The organism is Dactylosporangium sp. CA-139114, assembly GCF_050955725.1.
Lineage (GTDB): Bacteria > Actinomycetota > Actinomycetes > Mycobacteriales > Micromonosporaceae > Dactylosporangium.
Genome location: NZ_CP192080.1, coordinates 2,923,226 through 2,944,897, shown reverse-complemented (window position 1 = coordinate 2,944,897; position 21,672 = coordinate 2,923,226). Strand labels below are relative to the sequence as shown.

Sequence of the window (21,672 nt, the reverse complement as noted above, 5' to 3'; positions counted from 1 at the left end):
ATGAAACGCGACTGGCTGGAGACCGTGACCGTCGCCGCGGACGTCGCGCTGGTCGGCGTCGCCGTGACCATCGCCTCGGCGCCGCTGGTGACGGCCGGCGCCGCGATCCGCACCGGCTCCTCGGCGATCCACGCGATCGGCCGCGGCGAGAAGGTGGACCTCCGCGCGATGGGGCGGCTGTTCCGCGCCTCGCTGCTGCGCGGGGCCGTCGCCGGGGCCGCGGCCGCGGGGTGCGTGCTCCTGCTGGTCTGCAACGTCGGCGCCGTCGCCGCCGGCCGGGTCCCGGGCGGGTCACCCGCGCTGGCCGGCACCGGCGCCGCGGCCGCCGTGCTGCTCGCGATCGGCATGCTGAGCGTCGTGCGCCTGGGCCGGGACACGTCCCCGGCCGGGTGGCGCGGCGCCCTGCGCTGGGCCGGCCGCACGGCATGGCGGCAACCGGGCGCGGCGGCGGCGGTGGCCGGGGTGTCGGCCGTCGCCGCCGTGCTTGCGGTCTTCGTCCCCCTGACGGCGCCGCTGCTCGTCGGCTACGCCCTGTACGCCGCGCACGCGGTGACCGCCCGCCTCGTGCGGGCCCCGAGCCCCGCGTGAGCCACCCCGGGTTCAGCCTCGCATCAGCCGCCCGGGCCGCAGACGGGCGTGAGCCGCCCGGGCCTCGGGCCCGCGTGAGCCGCGCAAGCCTCCGCCCGGCGTGAGCCGAGCCGGCCTCAGGCCCGCTCGGCGCCCGCCGGCCAGATCACGGTCATCGGCAGATCCGCGGCGCGGGCGCGGGTGACCACGTCCGCGGTGCCGCCCGGGTCGCCGTGCTCCAGGCCGTCCCACACCGCGATCAGCTCCTCCACGCGGCCCAGCATGATGCGGTTCGCGGCGACGTACGCGGCCCGGCCCGAGCGCGCCTCACCGGTGGGCAGGATCTTGCGGGCGCCCGCCAGCAGCGCGTCGAAGTCGCGGCGGCGCTCGATCGGCACCATGCGGCGGTAGTCCGGCGCCGGCAGCACGACCTCGTAGACGCCGCCGACCTCGCGCACCGCGCGGGCGAAGAGCTGGTCGGCGCCGTCGGCCAGGCACGTCACGCCGACGAGCTCGCCGTCGTCGCGCGAGCGCAGGTGCTGCACGAGCGCCCGGTAGATGAGCTCCGCGCCGGCGTCGGTGAGGTTCGTGTGCCCCGTGATGCCGATGCGCATGGCGGCCTCCCAGTCAGACGGTCGTCGCGCGGATCGGTTCGTTGAGCCGGACGATCGTGAAGCCCTCGTCGGCGAGCATCTCCGTCATGTACCGCACGGCGTCGAGGGCCTTCGCACGGCCCGTCTCGCCGAGATCCTGCCACGCGACCAGGTCCGGATGCCGTTTCCGGCGCTCGTCGCGCCGTTCGGCGTGGCGCCACCCCTGCCCGGCCCGCTCCTCGCACCACCGCCGGTGCTCGAGCTCGGCCAGCACCTCCTGCTCGCGCTCGGTGATGAGCCCGTCCTCGCCGTTGCGCACGGCGATCACGCAGCCGATCTTCTGCATCTTGGCCGCGATCCCCTGCACCTGCGCCCGGTTGGCGTTGCGCATCGACTCCGACAGCTGCGACCAGGCCACGGCGCTGCTCGGGCTGGCGGAGCTGCGGGCGACCTCGAGGTACCGCTGATGGAAGCGCCTCGCCAGGCGCTCGGTGAGGTCGTCGGCGATCAGGCGCGCGTCACACGCCCGGGTGATGATCGGGTAGACGCGCAGCTTGCCCGCGACCTCGTCGAGCAGGTCGTTGTGCTCCCCGCCGTGGAAGGCGTCGGCGAGGGCGGTGGCCTCGTAGGTGGCCACGAAGACGGCGTCGGAGACCGCCTGCCACAGCTCCGTGCTCTCCAGCGCCAGGTCGAGCATCTTCGACTCGTCGCGGTGGCTCAGGTGGATGCGGTCGTAGCGGGCGGGCCGGGTGATGCGCGGCAGCCAGGTCTCGAGCAGCTCGTTGTGGGCGCGCACCCGGCAGGCGGAGGCGAGGAACGGGAACCGCGCCCGCAGGGTGGCCAGGGTGCGGCCGGCGTCGGCGCCGATGAGGTCGATCTCGAGCTGGTCGGGGTGGCCGCCGACCGAGCGCCAGTACCGCGCGGTCTCGACCAGCAGCACGCGCGGGAACGAGCCGTCGCCGGCGATGAGCAGCCGCACCGGCGGGCCGCCGGACGCGGGCGGATGCAGGGGGTTGAGGCGGTACAACATGCGCGCGGCGACGTCGTCGACGTGGAAGTAGTCGAGGCGGAAACGGTTGGTGCCGGCCGCCCCGAGCCGCCGCGCCTGCAGCAGGTGACAGGTCTGCTGGCGGTGCAGCTGCACGAAGATGTACGGCGAGGAGCGGCGCAGCTGCAGCTCGGTGCCGGCCGTCACGGACACGGCGTGGTTGAACTGGTCGTCGCCGCCGCAGATGTAGAGGTGCCGCGCCCGGCGCAGGCCCGCGGCCCGCAGCACCTCGGGCGAGCGCGCGTCGCCGGAGACGCCGAGCATCCGCCGGTGCCGCAGCTCGAACGGGCGGATGGGCGCGGAGCGCACCACCACGACCCGCTCGCCGGTGGCGAAGAGCTGCGCGGCCAGGGCCTTGGCGAACGGGGTGTCGCCGCACACGATCGCGTGGCGGCGGGCGGTGCGGGCGCGCAGCCGGCGCATCTCCCCGGCGAACAGGACGCGGGCCGTCTCCACCACCGTGGCGGCGAGGAACAGCGGCGCCAGGAACCGCGCGACCTGCAGCTGCCACGGCAACGGGGGATCCGGCAGCTGCAGCGGGTCGGAGCCGAGCACGAAGAGCTGAAAGGTGTAGTACCACTGGTCGGGCCAGTCACGATCGGGACGAAACTGATGCATCCCGATCAGTCCCAGCCATAGTGCGGCAATGCCCACGAGGCCGAACACGGTTCGCAGAATCGTCCAGCCCGGCCGGCCACCGCCCCGTTCCGGCCCAACCACGGCGCACCCCCATCGTCGGCGTTGGATGGATTTCCAGTGTGCGGTAATCGCGGTGTTACTGACAGGTGCCGATGCGTGAGGATTTTCTCCGCATCCCTTGGGCCGGGGCCCGGCCATCGGGGACTATCGACGGGTGCCGCAGCAGCCAGAGGGTCGTGTCGTCACGTTCCACTCCTTCGCCGGCGGCTCCGGCCGCACCATGGCGACGGCGAACATGGCCTGGATCCTGGCCGCGGCCGGGCACCGGGTGCTCGTCGTGGACTGGGATCTCGAGTCGCCCGGCCTGCATCGGTACCTCCACCCGTTCCTCGACGCCGCCGAGCTGGACCAGTCCGGCGGCGTGACCGATCTCTTCCGCCGCTTCGAGCGCGCGACGGTCGACCCGTTCGCCGTCACCCCGCCCGTCCCGGTGCACTGGCCCCACTTCGCGGGCGGCATCGACTACCTGCCGGCCGGGCGGCAGGACGCGGCCTACGCGGGCGCGCTCGGCGGCCTCGGCGGCCTCGACTGGGACGACTTCTACCGCGCGGGCGGCGGCGAGTTCCTCGACGCGCTGCGCCGGCATATGACCGCCCGCTACGACTGGACCCTGATCGACAGCCCGCCCGGCGTGGGCGACCTGGCCCAGATCTGCCTCGCACACCTGCCCGACGACGTGTTCGCCTGCTTCACGCTCAGCGCCAAGAGCATCGAGGGCGCGGCCCGGGCCGCCGCCGCGACCCGCGACGCGGAGCACCCGCCGCGCGTGCTGCCGGTGCCGATGCGCGTCGACCCGGCCGACCGCCCCCGCGCCGAGGCCGGCCGCCGCGCCGCCCGCGAGCGCCTGTCCGGCCTGCCCGCGGGCCTGAGCGCCGACGAGCGGGAGATCTACTGGCGCGACGTGCAGGTGCCGTACCAGTCCGCCTACGCCTACGAGGAGACGCTGGCGACGCTCATGGACCTGCCGGGGCAGCCGGACTCGCTGCTGACGGCGTACGAGCGCCTGGTGTGGTACCTGACCGACGGCGCCGTGAAGGCGCTGCCGCCGCTGGACGAGGGGGTGCGGTACCGCGCCGCGGCGCACTACCTGCGCCTGACCGCCACCCGCGAGGACCGGGTCCTGCTGCGCCACGCCCCCGAGGACCGCGTGTGGGCGGAGTGGATCACCGCGACCCTGTCCGCCGCCGGCGTGAGCGTCGTGCACGCCGACCTCGCCGACGCCGAGCCCGGGGGCCGGCCGGCCACGGCGGCCCGGGAGCTGGCCGTCATCTCGGACGGGCCGTCCGCGGCGGAGGCACGCCGCCGACCGGCGAGCCGGCGGGGACGACCGCCCCTGGCCGTCTACACCGCGGACATCCGCGCCCTGGCCGCCTACCCGGAGCCGACCTCGGCGCGCCTGCACGGCCTGCCCGAGGGGGCGGCCACCCGGGAGCTGCTGCGCCTGGTCGGCCAGGCCGAGCAGCCGCCGGTCGGGACGCTGCGGTATCCGGGCCAGGAGCCGGCCCACTTCTGCGCCCCGCCGCGGCCGCGGGACTTCCTCGGCCGCACGCACGATCTCGCCGTCCTGCGGGACCGGCTGCGGGCGGAGGGGTACGCCGACCCGCGCCAGGCGCCGCCCGTCGTGCTGCACGGGCTGGACGGCTCGGGGAAGTCGACGCTCGCGCTGGAGTACGCCTACCGCTTCCGCGCCGCGTACGACCTGGTCTGGTGGCTCGACTGCGGCGCGCTGGACGAGGGGCTGCCCGGCCTCGCCCGCGCGCTGGGCGTGCCGGCCGGGACCGGGCCGGGCGCGGCCACCGCGGCGATCCTCGGGGCGCTGCGGCGCGGCGAGCCCTTCCGGCGCTGGCTCATCGTGCTGGACGACGCCGACGAGCACGACCAGGTGCGCGACTTCCTGCCGCAGGGCCCGGGCCAGGTGCTGATCACGTCGCGCAACCTGTCCTGGGGCGGCGGCTTCGACTCGGTCGCCGTCAACGTGTTCAACCGCTACGAGAGCATGGTGTACCTCACCCGGCGCCTGCCCGACCTGCCACCGCCCGACGCCGACGCCCTGGCCGAGGCCGTCGGCGACCTGCCGCTGGCGGTGGCGGAGACGGCCGCCCGGCTGGCGTCCGGCGGCGATCGGGCGGCCGAGCAGATCGCCCGCGCGCGCAACGGCACGCTGGAGCTGCCGGGCGTCGAGCGGCGCTGGGACCGGGAGCTGGCCCGGCTGGCGGAGCGGTCCCCCGGCGGCTACCGGCTGCTGCAGCTGTTCTCGGTGCTCGGCCGGGAGACGGCGACCGACCTGGTCTACAGCGACGTGATGGCGGAGGTGCTCAACCCGTACGAGGCCTCGGTCAACGATCGGCTCATGCCGGCCTCCCTGGTCCAGCAGATCAGCCGGCTCGGCCTGCTGCGGCCCGACCTCCCGGCCGGGCGCATCCAGATACACCCGCTGGTGCAACGGGTCGTCCGGGCGCGCATGTCCCCCGACGACCTGCGGGAGGCCCGCCATCAGGTCCACCTGGTGCTGGCCGGGCTGGCGCGGCACCACGACGTCGACGATCCGCGCTCCTGGCCGCAGTTCGAGATGATCTGGCCGCACCTGGCGATCACGAGCGCCGCCTCCTGCCACGAGGAGGCGGTGCGGAGCCTGATCGTCGACCGTGTCCGCCGGATGCGCCACGCGGGGCAGGCGGCCGCGGGCGAGAAGCTCGCCCGGGCGGCGGAGGCGGCGTGGGCCGGTCCGCGGGACGAGCGCCAGCTGCTGCAGATGCGGGGCGTGCGCGCCGCGCTGCTGCGCGACCAGGGCCGCTACGCCGAGGCACTGCGCCTCAACGAGCAGGTGGCCGCGGAGCAGGAGCGGCTGCTCGGGCGGCACCACACCGCGACGCTCACCACCCGCAACCGGCTGGCGGCGGACCTGCGCGCGCTCGGCCGCTTCGCCGACGCCCTGGACCTGGCCCGCTCGACCTACCGGGCCTGGGCGCGGACGGTCGGGTCCGAGCACGCGCAGACCCTCGACGCGCTCACCGGGCTGGCCGGCGCCTACCGGGCGGCCGGCCACTACCGGGCCGCGCGGCGCTGCGACGAGCGCGTCCGCACCTTCCGGCCGTTCCCGGGCCCGCAGCACTATCCGGCGGCCCTGCGCACGGCCGCCAACCTGGGCCGGGACCTGCGCGACACCGGGCAGTTCGCCGAGTCCGCCGCGCTGCTGCAGGCGCTGGTGCCGGCGGTCGCCGCGATGTTCGGCGAGCGGTCGCGAGCGGCGCTGACGGTGCGCATGAGCCTCGGGGTGTCGCTGCGCGGCGCCGGCCGGGCCGCCGAGGCCGGGCCGCTGCTCGAGGAGACCTACGAGCACCTTGCCGACCTGTCGGGGCCGGCCGGGCCCGACACGGTGATGTGCCGGCACAGCTGGGGCCTGGCGCTGCTGGCCACCGGGCACGTCGAGCGCGCGCGGGCCGAGCTCGCCGGCGTCGAGCAGCGCTACCTGGACCTCCTCGGCGCGAGCCACCCGCGCACGATCGCCACCCGGGCCAACCTCGCGCTGGTGGCGTGGGCGGCCGGCGAGCGCGAGGACGCGCTGGAGCGCGCCGCCGCGGCCGCGGCCGACGCCGCCGCCGCGCTGCCGGCCAACCACCCGCACGCGCTCGCGGCCGCCCTGAACGAGGCGCTGCTGACCGGCGGGAGCGACGAGGCGCCGCAGCGCGTCCGGGAGCTCGCCGTCCGGCTGAGCCGGCGGCTCGGCGCGCAGCACCCCCAGGTGCGACGGGCGACGGCCCGGCCATCGACTGTCACATATCCGACAATCGATGCGTTGTGGCCGATCGACCCCTGCTGAGCGCCTCAGGCGGCGGCGCTCGGGGTGTCGTCGGAGTCGGCCAGCCAGCGGATGATCTGCGGCATCACCAGCAGCGCCCCGAAGTGCGCGGCCCCCGGCTCGACCTCCAGCTGGGCGCCCGGGATGCGATCGGCCAGCCAGCGCGTGTGGCTGACCGGCGAGAAACGATCCTCGGCCCCGTGCCACAGCCGCACGGGCGCGCGGATGTGCTCGAACCGGAAGCCCCAGTCGATCCGCAGCGCCACCAGGTCGTCGATCCAGCCGTCGGGCCCGTCGCCCAGCGCGCTGGCGTAGGTGGTCAGCAGCAGCCGCTCGATCGCGACGTCGCCGACCACGTCCAGGTCGGCCGGGGGCATCTCGGAGCGCAGCTGCCGCAGCAGATGGGCCGGGTCCTCGCGAATCCGGTTCACCCGCAGCCGCAGCTGCTCGGCGACGAGATCGTCGTCGACCGCCGCCGTGCGCCAGGCACGCTGGTTGGACGGGACCATGTCGCCGAGCCAGTCCAGCCCGACGGCGTCGAACGGCGCGACGCTGACGAGGGCGGCCACCCGGGTGACCCGCTCGGGCAGCAGCGCCGCGCAGGCCAGGGCGTGCGGGCCGCCGCCGGAGCGCCCGAGCACCGCGAACGTGTCCAGGCCGAGCGCGTCGGCCAGGGCGGCGACGTCCCCGGCGGCGTCGGCCACGGTGCGGCCGGGGTGCCGCGACGATCCGCCGTACCCCGGCCGGCAGTAGGCGATGAGCCGGACGCCGTGGCGATACAGGATCGAGTCGCGCGGCTTGGGGCCGGTGGCGCTGCCGGGCGTGCCGTGGTGCAGAAACACCGGTCGCCCGTCGCGCTTGCCGGAGTCGGCGTAGCAGATCCGCCGGCCGCCGGGCAGCTCGAGCACCTCCGACACAACCGCCCTCCCAGACATCATGATCGATCTCTTCCGGGTTCGCAGGATCGTAAGGATACGAGGCGACCGGCCACCCAGCCAGCACGTCGTTGCGCCATCCGCTCGCCGCGGCCCTCGCCAGAACTGGCGAGGACACCACCCGGCGTGACGATTCGCAGGTACAATCTGGCCGTTCCGCTGGACATCCGAATGAGCGGCGCCAAGAATGCTCCAGTGGGTATGCCGCTGCGGCAACTGATCTTAAAAATTCACAGCCGATGCAATCTGAGCTGCGATTATTGCTACGTATACGAGAGCATCGACCAGAGCTGGCGGAGCCGGCCGACGACGATGGCTCCCGCGACGATCGAACAGATCGCCCGCCGCATCGATGAGCACGCCCACCGGCACGACCTGCGCGACCTCCAGGTGGTCCTGCACGGCGGTGAGCCCCTGCTGGCCGGTCACGACGGCGTGGCGGCGGCCCTGGCGGCGATTCGCGGCGCGTTTCCCGCCACCCGGTTCTCCATGCAGACCAACGGCATCCTGCTCGACGAGCGATTCCTGGCGCTGCTGCACGAATACGGCGTCCGCGTCGGCGTCAGCGTCGACGGCGGCCAGGCGGCCACCGACCGCCATCGCCGCTACGCCAACGGGCGTGGTTCGTACGACCGGATCGCCGCCGGCATCGAACTGCTGATGCGGCCCGAGCACGCCGAGATCTACGGCGGGCTGCTGTGCACGATCGACATCGACAACGATCCCGACGAGGTCCTGCGGGGCCTGCTCGACTTCCGGCCGCCCCGGGTGGACCTGCTGCTGCCGCACGGCAACTGGACCAACCCGCCGCCGCACCACGACCGGCCGCTCGCCTACGGCCACTGGCTGATCAGGGTGTTCGACCGGTGGTACGACCAGCGGCCGGAGCCCACCCGGGTCCGGATGTTCGAGTCGATCATCGCCCGGCTCTTCGGCCTGCCGAGCCAGACGGAGGCGTTCGGGGGTGAACAGCTCGGCATCGTGACCGTCGAGACCGACGGCGCCTACGAGCAGTCCGACGCGCTCAAGACGACCACCGAGGGCGGCCCCGCCACCGGCCTGTCCGTCACCGGGCACACCTTCGACGACGTGCTCGAGCACCTCGCCGTCGCGGCGCCCTACCGGCTGTCGCGGCAGTGCCGCTCGTGCCCGGTCGTGAACGTCTGCGGCGGCGGCCTGCGCGCCCACCGCTACGCCGAGGAGACCGGGTTCGACAACCCGTCGGTCTACTGCCAGGATCTGCTCGCCCTCATCACCCACATCGGCGACCGCGTGCGGGCCGACCTGAACAACGCGGCGGTGCTCGCACAGTGAACACGGATCGCATGCTGCTCAGCGCCGAGCAGTTTGCCGACATCGCGGCCGGCTACGGAGACGCGGGCGCCATGGCCGTGCTCGACGCCGGCCAGCTCGCCAAGCGGCGGGCGTTGATCGCCATGGTGCTGCGCTCGGCCGGGCCGACGCCGTTCGCCGCCGGCACCCGAGCCGCGGCGGACCTGCTCGCCCGGGCCGAGGACGCCCACCCGGCGGCCGTGGACGCCGTGCTGGCCCACCCGCATCTGGACGCGTGGGCGACGCTGTGCCTGCACCGGCTGGCGGACCACGGCGAGGGCGCCGACGTCGACCCCGCGGCGGACCTCGCCCATCTGGCGGCCTACGCGGTGGCGGCCGCGGTGGCGGCCGGCATCGCCTTCGACATCGAGGTGCCGGTCCGCGACGGCATCGCGACGATTCCGGGCCTCGGCGTCGCCACGGGACTCGGGGCCGGGCCGGCCCGGGCCTGCGGCGCGGGCACCGCGGGCGGCGTGCGCTTCACCGGGTCGAACGGTCACGTCGTGGCGAGCGGCGGCCCGGGCTGGCAGCCGCGGCGCACCGTGGAGCTCGACGCGGGCTGGCATCTCGCGATCGAGGACCAGGACCCGTACCGGCACTGCTACGGCTGGCAGCCGCTGCCGACGCTCGGCCCGGTCCAGGCCGACGAGCTGGCGAAGCTGCTCGGCGAGGCCTGGCGGCTGATCGAGCGCGACCATCCGCGCCACGCGGAGGCGATGCGGCACAGCCTGCGCTCGCTGGTGCCGCTGGCCACGCCCGGCCACGGGGACATGATCAGCGCGGCCTCCCGGCAGGCGTGCGGATCGATCGCCGTGTCCGTCCCCGACACCGCGACCGACCTGGCGCTGCTGATGCTCCACGAGTACATGCACGCGAAACTCGGCGCGCTGCTGGACCTGCACGACCTGCACCCCCGCTCGTCCCCCGCGCGGCTGCACGCGCCCTGGCGGCTGGACCCCCGTCCGGCGGGCGCCCTGCTGCAGGGCATCTACGCCCATACGGGGGTGACCGACTACTGGCGAATGCGCCGTCACGGCCCGGACGGCGACACCCGGCGCGCCGCGGCCCAGTTCGCCTACTGGCGCGCCATGAATCGGATCGCCATCGAGGATTTGACGCAGAGTGGGGAATTGACTCCCGTCGGCGAGCGGTTCTGCACTTTCCTGCACGCCACCCTGCAATCCTGGGATTCCGAAGACATTGCTGCCGATATCGCTTCCCGGACGCAATTGTTCGTCGTCGCGCAAATGACGCGATGGCTTCTGTTGAATGCCCGTCCGGCGACCGGCGAGACTGAACGAATCCTCAGTTTCGTCCGCTCCGGCGAGCCCCTGGCGGCGATCGCCGGGCGGGGCACCGTCGTCGCCGGCCCCGCCGCCCGGCCCGCCGACGCGCCGGGCCTGCTCGGCGAGCTTCATCAATGGCTCGACGGACGGATCGAGCCGCCGGCATCATCTGGCCCCAACTCGACCGCAGCAGGGATGATGTTGCTCAATGGCGACACCGCGGGCGCCGAGCGCAGCTTCCTGGAGCGGCTCGACGCCGACGCCGCCGACGACGAGGCCTGGGTGGGTCTGGCCGTCACCCGGAGCCTCGCGGCCGAGCTCGCCGGCCGTCCGGGTCGTGTCGACCTGGCCACCCGGCTCGTTACCACCAGGCCGGAACTCTTGCGGGACGTCGTGCTCAAACTGCAATGTTCGGGTGGTGCCGACCACCCCGCGAGTGATCTGCTGAAACGGCTGGTGGAACCACCGGACGGGTCGACGAGTTCCTGATACACGGCGACCCGCACTTGTGCAATACTTCCAGCCGAAGATGTCAGCTTCCGCAAGGCTGCGACTGCGGAGTCGACTTCATCCTGCATCGGTGACCCCAGTCGCTTGCGCCCGAGGTCAACTAAACAGTGGATCACGCATTCTGGCCACAACCCGCAGCACTCTCCTATTTCAAGGTGGAAGCATGGACAAGCCGGGCGGGGTCGCCGGGGGCGACGAGGTTCAGAGCGGATTACTGGACCTGGCGGCGGTGAGGTTGCGGACGCTCATCGCCGAGCCCGATGCGCCGACCGCGTCGACGCTCGACAGCGTGATGCGGCGGCTGTTCGACCCACGCGAGCGGGATCTGCTCACGGTCTCCGCTTTTCAGTCCGCCCTGTAGCCGGCCGGCCGCCCGGCCGACGCCGGACGGCCTCGCACCTCGCAGCTCATGACCGAGGCCTGGAACGAGGTTCCGCGGAACGCTCGAACCAGGCCCTGTCTCCCGCTCAGTCTCCCGCTCTTACGTCGGCGGCGGGGAGATGTCGCAGTTGAGCCGGCGTCCGTCCCGGACCGAGAGCGTGTTGGGGTGGTCCTCCCCCAACCGGCGCACACTGCGGTCGAGCGTCACCTGCAGCAGTTCGTCCGCGCCGGCCACGTCGCCGGTCTGACGGCGGCTCACGATCAGGTTGGCCGCCGCCGCGAGCGTGTCGGGGTTGTCGACGCCGAGCACCCGCTCGAAGGCCGGCTTGACGCTCTCGTCGATCTCGCGGGCACCCTCGAGTTCGCCGAGGTCGACCAGCGCATTGGCCAGGTTGATCCGGCTCGACAACGTGTACGGGTGCTCGCCGCCCAGTGACTGCTCGAACAGCTCCGTCGCCTGCTCCGACAGCACGCGCGCATCGCGCGCCGAGCCGTTGAGGCGGACGAAGATCGCGAGATTGTTCAGGGCCGCCAGGCGGAACGGGTGCCGCTCGTCGTAGAGGCTCTCGTAGCCGGACAGCACCTGCCGCGCGATGCGCTCGGCCGCCTCCCCGTTGCCCAGCGCCGACTCCTCGAACGCCGCGTTCATGAGGCACGAGAGCGTGTCCGGGTGCTCCTCCCCGTGGATGTCCCGATATCGCTGCAGGGTGTCGCCGGTCAATTGGCGCGCGGCCCGGATGTCGCCGAGCTTGCGCAGTGTCACCGCCATGTTCTTCGCCGCGCGCAGGGTCGCGGGGGCCGAGTCGCCGAGCAGCGCGCGGTATGACTTGAGGGTCGTCTCGAGCAGTTCGCGGGAGTCCGTGAATCGGCCGATGGCCCGCAGATCGTGCGCGTAATTGTTCGCCGCGAACAGGGTGTTGAGGCTGCGTTCGCCGAAGACGCGGCGCCGGCGGGAGAGGGTGTCCTCGTCGTAGTTGGCGGCGCCGTTGAAGTCTCCGACCAGCCGGAGCGAGACCGCGACGTTGTTGGCGGCCATCAGCGTGCGGTCGTGGTCCTCGCCGAAGGTGCGCTGCGCCCGGTCGTAGGTCTCCTCGGCCAGGTCGCGGGCCTCCTCGAAGCGGCCCAGCGCCCGCAGATCGGCCGCCACGCCGCCCGCCGTCATGACGATGTACGGGTCGTCCTCCTCCTCCACCGTCTCCTTGAGCCGTTCCAGCGCCCGCTGGTCGATGTCCAGCGCCCGGTCGAACATCGCCTGCGAGCGCAGCGCGTTGCCGAGGTGGAAGTCCAGCAGCAGCGTCACCTGGTCCTCGCCGATGCGCGGATCGCCGCGCCAGATCTCGACGGTCTCCTCGGCCAGCTCCTGGCTGCTGGAGAAGTCGCCGCGGGACCACAGGTAGCGCACCACGTCCACGACGAACAGGCGCACCTGCATGTCCGAGGAGTGGTTCGCCTTCGAGCCGCGCACGTGCGGCAGGAGCCGGGCGTACGCCGGCCAGCTCGCCACCTCGTCGGGGTCGGAGCGTTCGGCCGTCGCCAGCACCTGGTAGACGTGGCGGCGGTTGTCCTCGCGCTCCTGGGGGGTGAGGCTGTCCTGGATGACCGCCTGCACCAGGCGGTGGATCTGCATGATGGTCTGGCCGGAGTCGACCGACGCGAGGGCGTAGCGCCCGATCTGGCGGATCAGGCGGCCCTGGCGGATCGGGTCGTGCAGCGCCGGGTCGTAGGCGAGCAGAGGCTGGGTGAAGCGCGGGGTGTAGAGCAGCCGGGTCGGGATCGGCTCGGGCGCGAAGAAGGCGCAGATCTCCAGCAGCTTGGCCGCGGCCGGGGACTGCTTGCGCAGCTGCTCCAGCGACAGCTGCCAGGTCGCGGCGGTCGAGCGGTCGTAGCCGACGGGCGGGTTCTCGTCGAGAATGCGCAGCGGCTGGGTGTCCAGCAGCTCGAGGTACCGCGTCACCGGCATGCCGGTCTCCGAGAGCCACGCCGCCGCCTGCTCGATCGCGAGCGGCAGGTCGCCGAGGCGGTTGGCCACGGCGTCGGCGTCGGCGACCGCGAGGCCGATCACCCGGCGGGTCAGGAAGGTGATGCTCTCGGCCCGGCTGAACGTCGTGATCTCCACGATCTGGGCGTCCTGCGTCCACTCCTGGTTGCGCGAGGTCAGTAACACGTGGCCGGGGCCCTGCGGGATGAACTCGCGGATCGACTCGGGGTCGCCGACGTTGTCGAAGATCAGCAGCCAGCGCCCGGGCCGGCCCTGGCGCAGCGCGTCACGGACCATCCGGACGCTCTCGCCGAGGGTGTCCGCCTCCTGCAGGCGCAGCTCCCGGGCCAGCTCGCCGAGGGCGGAGCGGACCTGGGACACCTGCTCGGCGGAGATCCACCAGACGAGGTCGTAGTCGGCGGCGAAGCGGTACGCGTACTCGATCGCCACCTGCGTCTTGCCCACGCCGCCGAGGCCGTAGAGGGCCTGCGGTACGACGACCGTGACGCTCGCCGAGAGCCGGTCGCGCAGCTGCTCGAGGGTGTCGCGGCGGCCGGTGAAGCCGGGGTTGCGCTGGGGCACGTTCCAGATCGGCGGGAGCACGCCCGGGAAGCGCGGCCCGGTGTCCTCCGGCTCGCCGACGCCCGCGTGCAGCGGCACGCCCAGCGCGCCGAGGAGGGCCTCGTGGGCCCGGTCGCGGGGCTGGTTGGCCAGCTCGGTCGGCAGCCGCTCGGTGAACGGTGGCGTGATCCGGGTGCTGTCCAGCCGGATCGGCACCACCGCGGGCGTCCCGGCCGAGCTGCGGCCGTCCAGCAGCGCCCACAGCGGGGCGGCCTGCGGCGAGGACACGTAGTCCTTCGACAGCAGCACCAGGGTGCGCCCGACCGTGGCCAGCCGCCGCTCCAGCTCGCTGACGAAGTGCGGGCCGGTGACCGAGTCGATGTCCAGCAGCGTCACCCGCATGTCGATGTCGACGAGCCGCTGCGCAATCCACTCCGCCCACATCCGGTCGACGGCGGCGTAGCTGATGAGCACGTCCGAGGCGCTGCTGGGGCGGGGCCGCTCGAACTTCTGCAGCCAGCGCCGCCGCTCGGACTCGTCCATGGCGGGCATCTCGCGCACGGCCCCGTCGGTGAGCACGCCGACGAGCCGCTCGAACGCGGCCAGCAGCGAGGTCTCCAGGCGCGGGCGCTCGGCGAAGGTCGCGAGGATCTCCTCGTAGGCGAAGTACGGCTTGTAGGGCACCTCGACGTCGCCCCAGTACCGGTTCGCCTCGTCCGCGCTGGCGTGCTCGAGGAACGGCCGGAAGCGGCGCCGGGCGTAGTCGCGGCCGATCTCGAGCTTCAGCTGCTCGGCGTCCTCGACCCGCATCAGGGCCGGCAGGAAGCGCAGCGGGCGGCCGCGGCGCTGATGGCGGATCGACTCGCTGACCGCGACGGCGCCGTCGACGCTCTGGATGCTCAGGGTGAAGCAGTTGACGACGACGTCGGGCAGCAGCACGGTGCAGACGCCGGCCGCGTCGCTCAGGCCCGTCCGGCTGTCGACGAGGATGTAGTCGTAGTGCTGGCGCATGTTGCGCGCGAGCGCGTCGATGAACGCGGCGCCGGGCAGCCGGTCGTAGAACTTCGGCCAGTCGAAGGTGCTGACCGCCGCGGCGTAGGAGCGGGTCTGCCGGCCCGACGGCAGCAGGTCGACGCCGCCCTTGCCGGGGAAGCGCCACTCCAGCGACACGGCGTGGTCGAGCACCTGGGCCTGGGCGTCGATCCAGCCGGGGTCCTCGTCGCGGTCGGGCTGCAGCGCGGCGGTGACGAAGCCGGTGAGCATCTCGATGACGCCCGGGGAGTTGCGCAGCTCCTTGTCCAGCAGGAACGGGTGGAAGTACCGGTGCAGGCCCGGCGACTCCAGGTCCCAGTCGACCACGAGCACCCGGTAGCCGTTGCTGGCGAGGATCCAGGCCACGTTCGCCATCGTCATGGTGCGGCCGGAGCCGCCCTTGTACGAGTAGAAGGTCACGATCTGGCCGGACCCGGCCGGCGCACGTTCTGTCGCGGTCATCGTGCCTCCTACGGTCCTTCGAGGATGGGGCGCGGGGGATAGTCGCCGGGGGGTGGCCGCCGCGAGATCCGCCCGTCGGCGACGAGCCGGTTGCGGGCCTCGGCCAGCACCGCCGCCAGGTCGGCCTCGAACGACGGCCAGGTGAGCACGCTGCGGCGGGACAGCACCTCGCCGAGGCGGCGCTCGTTGTTGCCGAGGGTGTCGTGCATGAGCTCGACCAGCCGGGGGCTGTTGGCCTGGGTCTGCGGGTCGGTGGCGCTCATGACCACGAGCATCGCCGACACGTGATCGCGCAGATGGTCGATCTCCAGGAGCCGCTCGCGGTGCGCGGCGACGTCGGCGCTCCAGGGGTCCACGAGCAGCACGACGATGTGGTTGTACTGCTGCGCCATCTTCACGCGGTCGGCGAGCCGGTCGAGCCCGGTGAACATCGACTCGAAGCCGGCGTCCGAGGCGACCTTCTGCGCGTATTCCCGCAGCGGCTGCGGCTGCCCGGGGCCGAACGGCGACCACTCCAGCGGATCGGCCCCGTAGAAGCTGCCGTCGCGCTCGATCGCCTCCGCCTCCGCGCGGGTCGGCGCGGCGACCACGAAATGGATCATCTGCCCGGTGCCGAACCGGGCGGGCAGTTCGCCGCTGTCCTCGAGGCCGAGCCGGCTGAGGTGGAAGGCGCTCTCCGTCTGCGCGAAGTCCTGGTTCACCGAGCCGCGCGGGGGCGGGGTGCGGGCCGCGGTGACGATGCGCTCGGCGATGTTGGACAGGAACTCCAGATACGCGTCGCGATTGCGCTGTAATCGCAGCAGCTGCCGCAGGCCGCGGCGGCGGTAGTCCTCGTCGGCCACGTCGAGGTCGTAGTGCACGGCCTGGACCTCGGGCGGGAGCTCCCGCGGGGGCAGCCAGACGATCGGGATCAGGCCCTGGATGCGCGGGCTCTCGTCGTAATTCGAGCCGTGCGATCGCTGCTCGAACAGTTTCCATTCCTTGCCGCAGGGGCGGCTCAGGAAGTACGCCGGGGAATAGAGCGCGAGAAAGCAGGAACAGTCGGCGATCGCGTCCACGAGGGCCTGTCGCCAGTGCTGGCCGGGCTCGATGTTGTGGTTGTCCAGGAAGCCGACCTCGACGTCGTGGCCGACGCCCGCGTGCGCGCGCACCTCGTTGCAGAGGTCGTTGTAGAACTTTCTGACGAACACGTCGTCCGGGCCGCGGGCGTAGCTGAGAAAAAAATACAGCACACGTCCTCCGCGGGCATGACGAAACCGACCCCCAAGGCATTCAGTATATAGATCAACATGCGTGGGAACACCCCTGCCGGATCGCCGTACCGGCGGGGGTGAGGGCAATCGTCCCGATCGCCGAGCCGTTCCGGCTGACCACGACCGGTCGTATGACGGAGGCGGCATGCGAGGCCGGGCCGCCGCCGCCCTGCCTCAGCGGTGCGACGGGCCTCAGCTCTGGTCGGCGGCGGCGAAGGGCACGGTGTCGATGCCCAGGGCGAGGGCCACCGCGCCGAGGGCGGCCGCGCGCGGCGTCAGGGTGCTCTGCACGACCTCGACCGCCTCCGCCGCGGCGGCCAGGGCGGTCTCGGCCAGGCCGCGCTGCAGCGGCTCGCGCAGCAGCTCGGTCGCGGCCCCGAGCTCGTCGCCGAGCAGGACGCGCTGCGGGTTGATGAGGTTCACGAGGTTGCCCAGCGCGTATCCGAGCTGCGTCCCCGCGTCGATGATGAGGCGGCGGCAGCCGGGGTCGCCGGCGTGCGCGTACTCGATGAGGCCGCCGAGGTCGAGCAGCTCCGGGTGGCTCTGCCGCGCGTTGGCCAGCAGCGCCCGGCCGCCCACGGCCAGCTCGACGCAGCCGCGGTTGCCGCACCGGCACACCGCGCCGCGCGCGTCCAGCGTCACGTGGCCGAGCTCGCCCGCGGTGCCGGCCGCGCCGCGGTAGAGCCGGCCGTCCAGGACGATCCCCGCGCCGATGCCGGTGGCGAGCTTGACGTAGACGAGGTCGGTGCAGCCGCGGCCGGCGCCCCACACGTATTCGCCCAGGGCGGCCAGGTTCGCGTCGTTGTCCACCCGCACGGGCAGGCCCAGGCGCGCGTTGAGCTCGTCGGCGGGGCGCAGGTCGGCCCAGCCCGGCAGCATCGGGGGCGAGCCGATGCGCCAGTCGCGGGTGATCGGGGCGGGCACCCCCAGGCCGACGCCGACGACGTCGTCGCGGGTCGCGCCGATGTCGCCCAGCGCCGCGTCGACGAGGACCACGGCGAGCTCGAGGGCGTCGGCGGGGCGGTCGTCGATGTCGAAGTCGGTGTGCGAGCCGCGCTCGGCGATCACCGCGTGGCCGAGGTCGGCGACGGCGACGCGCACGTGACGGCGGCCGATGTCGGCGCCGACGGCGATGCCGGCGCGGCGGGTCAGCTGGACCACGGAGGCGGGGCGGCCGCCGACCGGGCGGGCCGCGGCGCCGACCTTCTCGCTGACGAGCCCGGCGCCGCCGAGGTCGGTGAGCACGGCCGAGACCGTGGGGCGGGACAGGCCGCTGAGGGTGACGAGCTCGGCGCGGGTGCGAGGCCCATACAGGCGCAGCGTCTCGGCGACCCGTCGGGCGGTGCCGCTCAAGCGTCGCCACAGGTCGCGGGGATGCGTCTGCTGCGCCGCCACGGCGCGTAAGCATGCATGGCCGTCACTAGTTATGTCAAGGCCTTACTGAACCCCAGAAGCGTGAGCGCCGCCGGGCCCGTGGACCCGGCGGCGCTGGAAAACCCTTGCCGGCTAGCTGTTCCAGACCTGGAAGGTGGAGAGCTGACCGGCCGCCCAGCCCGAGTTGGACGTGAACGTCAGGCGGAAGTACCGCTGGGTGCTCGCCGTGAACGTGATCGTCACGGTGTTGTTGGCGCCCGGCGTGAAGGTGTAGTCCGCCGCCGCCTTGAGCTCCGTGAACGACGAGCCGTTGGTGCTGCCCTGCAGCTGGATGCGCTGGGTGCGCGCACCCCAGCCGGCGGGCAGCTGCAGCACGACCCGCGACGCGCTCTGCGCCGAGCCGAGGTCGACCTGCACCCACTGCGGGAAGGCGTTGTTCGCGCTCTCCCAGTAGGTGTTCTGGTTGTTGTCGACCACGTTGCCGGACGGGTACACGTCGTTGTGGCTGGACTCGCTGGTCGCCTTGCCCTGGGCCAGGTCCGTCGGCGAGCTGCCGGCGCCCGTGCCGCTCAGCGCGACGGTCGTCGGGCTGTTGTTGGCGTTGCTGGTGACCGTGAGCGTGCCGGTGCGGGTGCCCGAGGCCGTCGGGCGGAAGGTCACGCTGACGGAGCACGAGGCGCCGACGGCGATCGAGCCGCACGTGTTGGTCTGGGCGAAGTCACCCGAGACGCTGACCCCGGAGACCGTGGCCGCCGCGGTGCCGGTGTTGGTGATGGTGACCGACTGCGCGGCGCTCGTGGTGTTGAGGGCCTGGGTGGCGTACGACAGCGACGACGGGCTCGCGCTGAGGACGGGCGCGTTGACCGTGCCGCCGCCGCTCGGGTAGACCTCGAGCTCCGACAGTTGCGCCGCCGGCCAGCCGGTGTTGGCGGTGACGTTCACCCGCACGTAGCGGACGTTCGTCGCCGGCACCGTGATCGCGACGGCGTTGCCCGACGCCGGGTTGAAGGTGCGCCCGGCCGACGCCGACAGGGTGCTGAAGTTGGTGCCGTCGGTGCTGCCGGTGATCGACAGCGTCTGTGTGCGCGTGGCCCACGCGGTGTCCGGCGGCAGCTTCAGGGTGACCTTGCCGATGCTGGTCGCCGCGCCGAGGTCGACCTGAATCCACTGCGGGAAGGCGTTGTTGGCGCTCTCCCAGTAGGTGGCCGCGTTGCCGTCGGTGGCCGTGTTCGGCGTCTGGGTGCCGTTGACCTGACTGCTCGCGGTGGCGGTCTTGTTCAGCGCGATGTTGGTGTCGGTGCCGATGCCGGAGCCGGAGAGGCCCACGGTGGCCGGGCTGTTGTTGGCGTTGCTGGTGACGGTCAGCGAGCCGCTGCGCGAGCCCGAGGCCGTCGGGGTGAACTTGACGGTCACGGTGCAGGACGCGCCCACGGCGATGCTGTTGCCGCAGGTGTTGGTCTGGCTGAAGTCGCCGGAGGTGGCGATGCCGGAGACGCTCGCCGCGGTGGTGCCCGAGTTGTTCAGCGTGACGGTCTGGGTCGCCGACGACGTGCCCACGACGGTACCGCCGAAGCTGAGGCTGCCCGGGTTGGCGTTCACGATCGGGCCCGGGGCGACGCCGGTGCCGGACAGCGGCACGGTGTTGGTGATGCCCGAGGCGGTGACGGTGAGGGTGCCGGTGCGCGCGCCGGCGACCGTGGGCTTGAACGTGACGCTCACGGTGCAGGAGGCGCCGGCGGCGATGCTGCTGCCGCAGGTGTTGGTCTGGGCGAAGTCGCCGCTGACCGCGATCGTGCCGACCGGGGCCGCGCCGCTGCCGGAGTTGGTGACCGTGACCGTCTGGGCGGCGCTGGTCGAGCCGGTGACGACCGAGCCGAAGCCGACCGCGCTCGGGCTGATGTTGATGCTCGAGCCGTTGTCGGGCAGGTACGGCGGGAAGGCCGGGTTCGAGATGTTGGTGCACCCGGTGCCGGACAGGCCGCTGTTGCCGCCGCCGTCGGTGAGGGTGAAGCCGACGCCGCAGTTGTAGATCGCGGCCGGGGCCTGCACGCCGGTGGCGCTGGAGTTGCTGATCGTCGCGGCGCCGCCGACCTGCTCCTGGATCGCCCAGGTGCCGGTGTTCTGGATCGTCGCGTTGTTGATCTTCACGTTGGAGATGTTCGAGCCGGAGACGAACTGGATGGCCTCGAACGGGCTCTGCTGGATGAGGATGTTGTCGACGTTCGTCAGGCCGGTCATGCCGCCGTCACGGGCGTCGAACCACAGCGCGCCGACGCCGAACTGCCAGTTCGGGTCGAGGCTGCCGGAGCGGATGATCGTGTTGCGCAGCACGTCGGTGCGGCCCAGCTGGGTGGAGGCGAAGCGCTGCGCGACGTGGATGCCGCCGCCCTGGGAGAGGCCGGAGTCCACGACGCGGTTGTCGGTCACGAAGTTGTCGTGGCCGCCGTAGATCGCGATGCCGTTGGCCAGGATCGGGTACTGCACCGTGTTGTGGTCGAACGAGTTGTTCGCGTCGGCGTTCTGCTCGGCCCACATCGCCAGGCCGTCGTCGCCGGCGTTGCGCACGTCGGAGTTGGTGACCTTCGAGTTGGTGACGCCGTTGTGGAAGTTCACGCCGTCGGCGGTGAAGTTGCGCAGCCGCAGCCCGCTCATCACCAGCTTGTCGAACGGCCCGTCCATCCAGGCGCCGACCTTGGTGTGCTCGATCCAGACCCGGTCGACGGTGGAGTTGGTGAGCGCGCCGCCGATGCCGTTGACCTGGTCGCCGTCGTTGCGCTCCTGGACGTTGCCGAAGATGGCGAAGTCCGACAGGTGCACGTTGGTGCTCGGCGTCGGGGCGTAGTTGCCGTAGAAGCCGATGCGGTCACCGGTGGTGCGCGAGCGCCACATGCCGGCGCCCTTGATGGTGATGTTGTTGACGGCGATGTGCCCGAGGATCTTGAACGTGCCCTCGGGGATCCACACGGTGCCGCCGGAGCCCGCCGAGGCGATCGCGGCGTTCATCGCGGCGGTCGAGTCCTGCACGCCGGTCGGGTCCGCGCCCTTGCTCGTGATCGAGACCGAGCCGGCGGGCTGGGACAGCGCCGCGCCGACGTTCTCGAAGTCGGCGAAGTCGATGGTGTACGACGAGGCGGTGGAGTCCGAGTCGACCTGCAGCTTGAACTTGGTGCCGGCCGGGTAGGTCGTCGGGAAGAGGCGGTTGACCTCGTCGTAGAAGTGGTGCGCGTTGCTGCCCGGCTGGTTGGTGAACGGGTAGCCGCCGTAGTACCAGCTGTAGGCGTTGGTCAGGGTGAAGTTCGTGCTGCGGGTCCCGTTGATGTAGAGCGAGAGCGGCGCCGTGTAGACCGAGCCGCTGCCGGTGTCCGGGATGCTGTAGCGGAACACGATCGAGTTGGTCGCCACCGGCGTGGTGAACTCGACGTACTTGCCCTGGCCCTGCAGCGTGACGGCCTTGCGGTAGGAGGCCTCGGAGGGCAGCGTGTTGTAGGCCGCGCTGGGCCCGATCACGGTGCCGTTGGTCGAGGCGTTCTCGGCCTGCACCTCGACGTAGGGCACGGTCGCGCCCACGCCGCCGGTCGCGGCCGCGAGGGCCGGGGACGCGACGTACACGACGGCGCCGGCCGCGGCCAGAGCGGCACCGGCGACGAGGGTCGCGGTGCGTGCTCTGGGCCTGAATCTGGGAATGCGCATGGGGTGCCAACTTTCGAAGAGCCGGGCGCACGGCCGGGCCCTCGGTTGGCGGCGCGGGGGCCTGAGAACAGTGCGCGGGCTGAACGGGGGATGCACCGGTCGGCGGTTTGGTCGGTGCAACAGGGACGGTAACCCCAGCGACACCAGCGCGCAATATCCAGACACATCTTCG

Annotated in this window: 12 protein-coding genes; 5 read left to right on the top strand and 7 right to left on the bottom strand. The window is 72.7% G+C overall.

The window, feature by feature from the left end; all coding sequences use genetic code 11:
- Window positions 1–588 carry a hypothetical protein gene (locus ACQP2P_RS13305; RefSeq protein WP_433615976.1) on the top strand — a complete coding sequence of 196 codons (588 nt, stop codon included), beginning with the start codon at window positions 1–3 and terminating at the stop codon, window positions 586–588.
- Between the two features lie 116 nt (window positions 589–704).
- Here the strand turns inward: ACQP2P_RS13305 and ACQP2P_RS13300 are convergent, their stop codons facing one another.
- Both ACQP2P_RS13300 and ACQP2P_RS13295 read right to left on the bottom strand, forming a co-directional pair.
- Entirely contained in the window at window positions 705–1,181 is a 477-nt protein-coding gene (locus ACQP2P_RS13300; RefSeq protein ID WP_433615974.1) for a hypothetical protein, read from the bottom strand.
- A gap of 13 nt (window positions 1,182–1,194) precedes the next feature.
- Entirely contained in the window at window positions 1,195–2,826 is a 1,632-nt protein-coding gene (locus tag ACQP2P_RS13295) for a RyR domain-containing protein (protein WP_433615972.1), read from the bottom strand.
- 235 nt (window positions 2,827–3,061) lie between these two features.
- Here ACQP2P_RS13295 and fxsT (ACQP2P_RS13290) point away from each other — a divergent pair, with 235 nt between their 5' ends.
- Window positions 3,062–6,727, top strand: coding sequence for an FxSxx-COOH system tetratricopeptide repeat protein (gene fxsT / locus ACQP2P_RS13290; RefSeq protein ID WP_433615970.1), 3,666 nt, complete (start codon window positions 3,062–3,064; stop codon window positions 6,725–6,727).
- Between the two features lie 5 nt (window positions 6,728–6,732).
- On the opposite strand, the gene ACQP2P_RS13285 is transcribed toward fxsT (ACQP2P_RS13290), so the two are convergent.
- Entirely contained in the window at window positions 6,733–7,623 is an 891-nt protein-coding gene (locus ACQP2P_RS13285) for an alpha/beta fold hydrolase (RefSeq protein WP_433615968.1), read from the bottom strand.
- 189 nt (window positions 7,624–7,812) lie between these two features.
- On the opposite strand from ACQP2P_RS13285, the gene ACQP2P_RS13280 reads away from it, so the two are divergent.
- From ACQP2P_RS13280 to ACQP2P_RS13270, 3 genes are all read left to right on the top strand, one after another.
- Complete coding sequence (locus ACQP2P_RS13280; protein WP_433619124.1) at window positions 7,813–8,955, top strand: FxsB family cyclophane-forming radical SAM/SPASM peptide maturase; 1,143 nt, start codon at window positions 7,813–7,815, stop codon at window positions 8,953–8,955.
- Between the two features lie 11 nt (window positions 8,956–8,966).
- On the top strand, window positions 8,967–10,748 hold the full coding sequence (locus ACQP2P_RS13275; RefSeq protein ID WP_433615966.1) for an HEXXH motif domain-containing protein: 1,782 nt from the start codon (window positions 8,967–8,969) through the stop codon (window positions 10,746–10,748).
- A gap of 184 nt (window positions 10,749–10,932) precedes the next feature.
- Window positions 10,933–11,130, top strand: a complete 198-nt coding sequence (locus ACQP2P_RS13270; RefSeq protein ID WP_433615964.1) for a hypothetical protein — start codon at window positions 10,933–10,935, stop codon at window positions 11,128–11,130.
- Window positions 11,131–11,250: 120 nt separating this feature from the next.
- Here the strand turns inward: ACQP2P_RS13270 and fxsT (ACQP2P_RS13265) are convergent, their stop codons facing one another.
- The 4 genes from fxsT (ACQP2P_RS13265) to ACQP2P_RS13250 all read right to left on the bottom strand — a co-directional run bounded on the left by fxsT (ACQP2P_RS13265) (window position 11,251) and on the right by ACQP2P_RS13250 (window position 21,500).
- Entirely contained in the window at window positions 11,251–15,183 is a 3,933-nt protein-coding gene (gene fxsT / locus ACQP2P_RS13265) for an FxSxx-COOH system tetratricopeptide repeat protein (RefSeq protein WP_433615962.1), read from the bottom strand.
- An 8-nt stretch (window positions 15,184–15,191) separates the two neighbouring features.
- Window positions 15,192–16,415 carry a TIR-like protein FxsC gene (locus ACQP2P_RS13260; RefSeq protein WP_433615960.1) on the bottom strand — a complete coding sequence of 408 codons (1,224 nt, stop codon included), beginning with the start codon at window positions 16,413–16,415 and terminating at the stop codon, window positions 15,192–15,194.
- 213 nt (window positions 16,416–16,628) lie between these two features.
- Entirely contained in the window at window positions 16,629–17,831 is a 1,203-nt protein-coding gene (locus ACQP2P_RS13255; RefSeq protein WP_433615959.1) for an ROK family protein, read from the bottom strand.
- A gap of 111 nt (window positions 17,832–17,942) precedes the next feature.
- Window positions 17,943–21,500, bottom strand: a complete 3,558-nt coding sequence (locus tag ACQP2P_RS13250; RefSeq protein ID WP_433615957.1) for a choice-of-anchor D domain-containing protein — start codon at window positions 21,498–21,500, stop codon at window positions 17,943–17,945.
- Window positions 21,501–21,672: the final 172 nt, after the last annotated feature.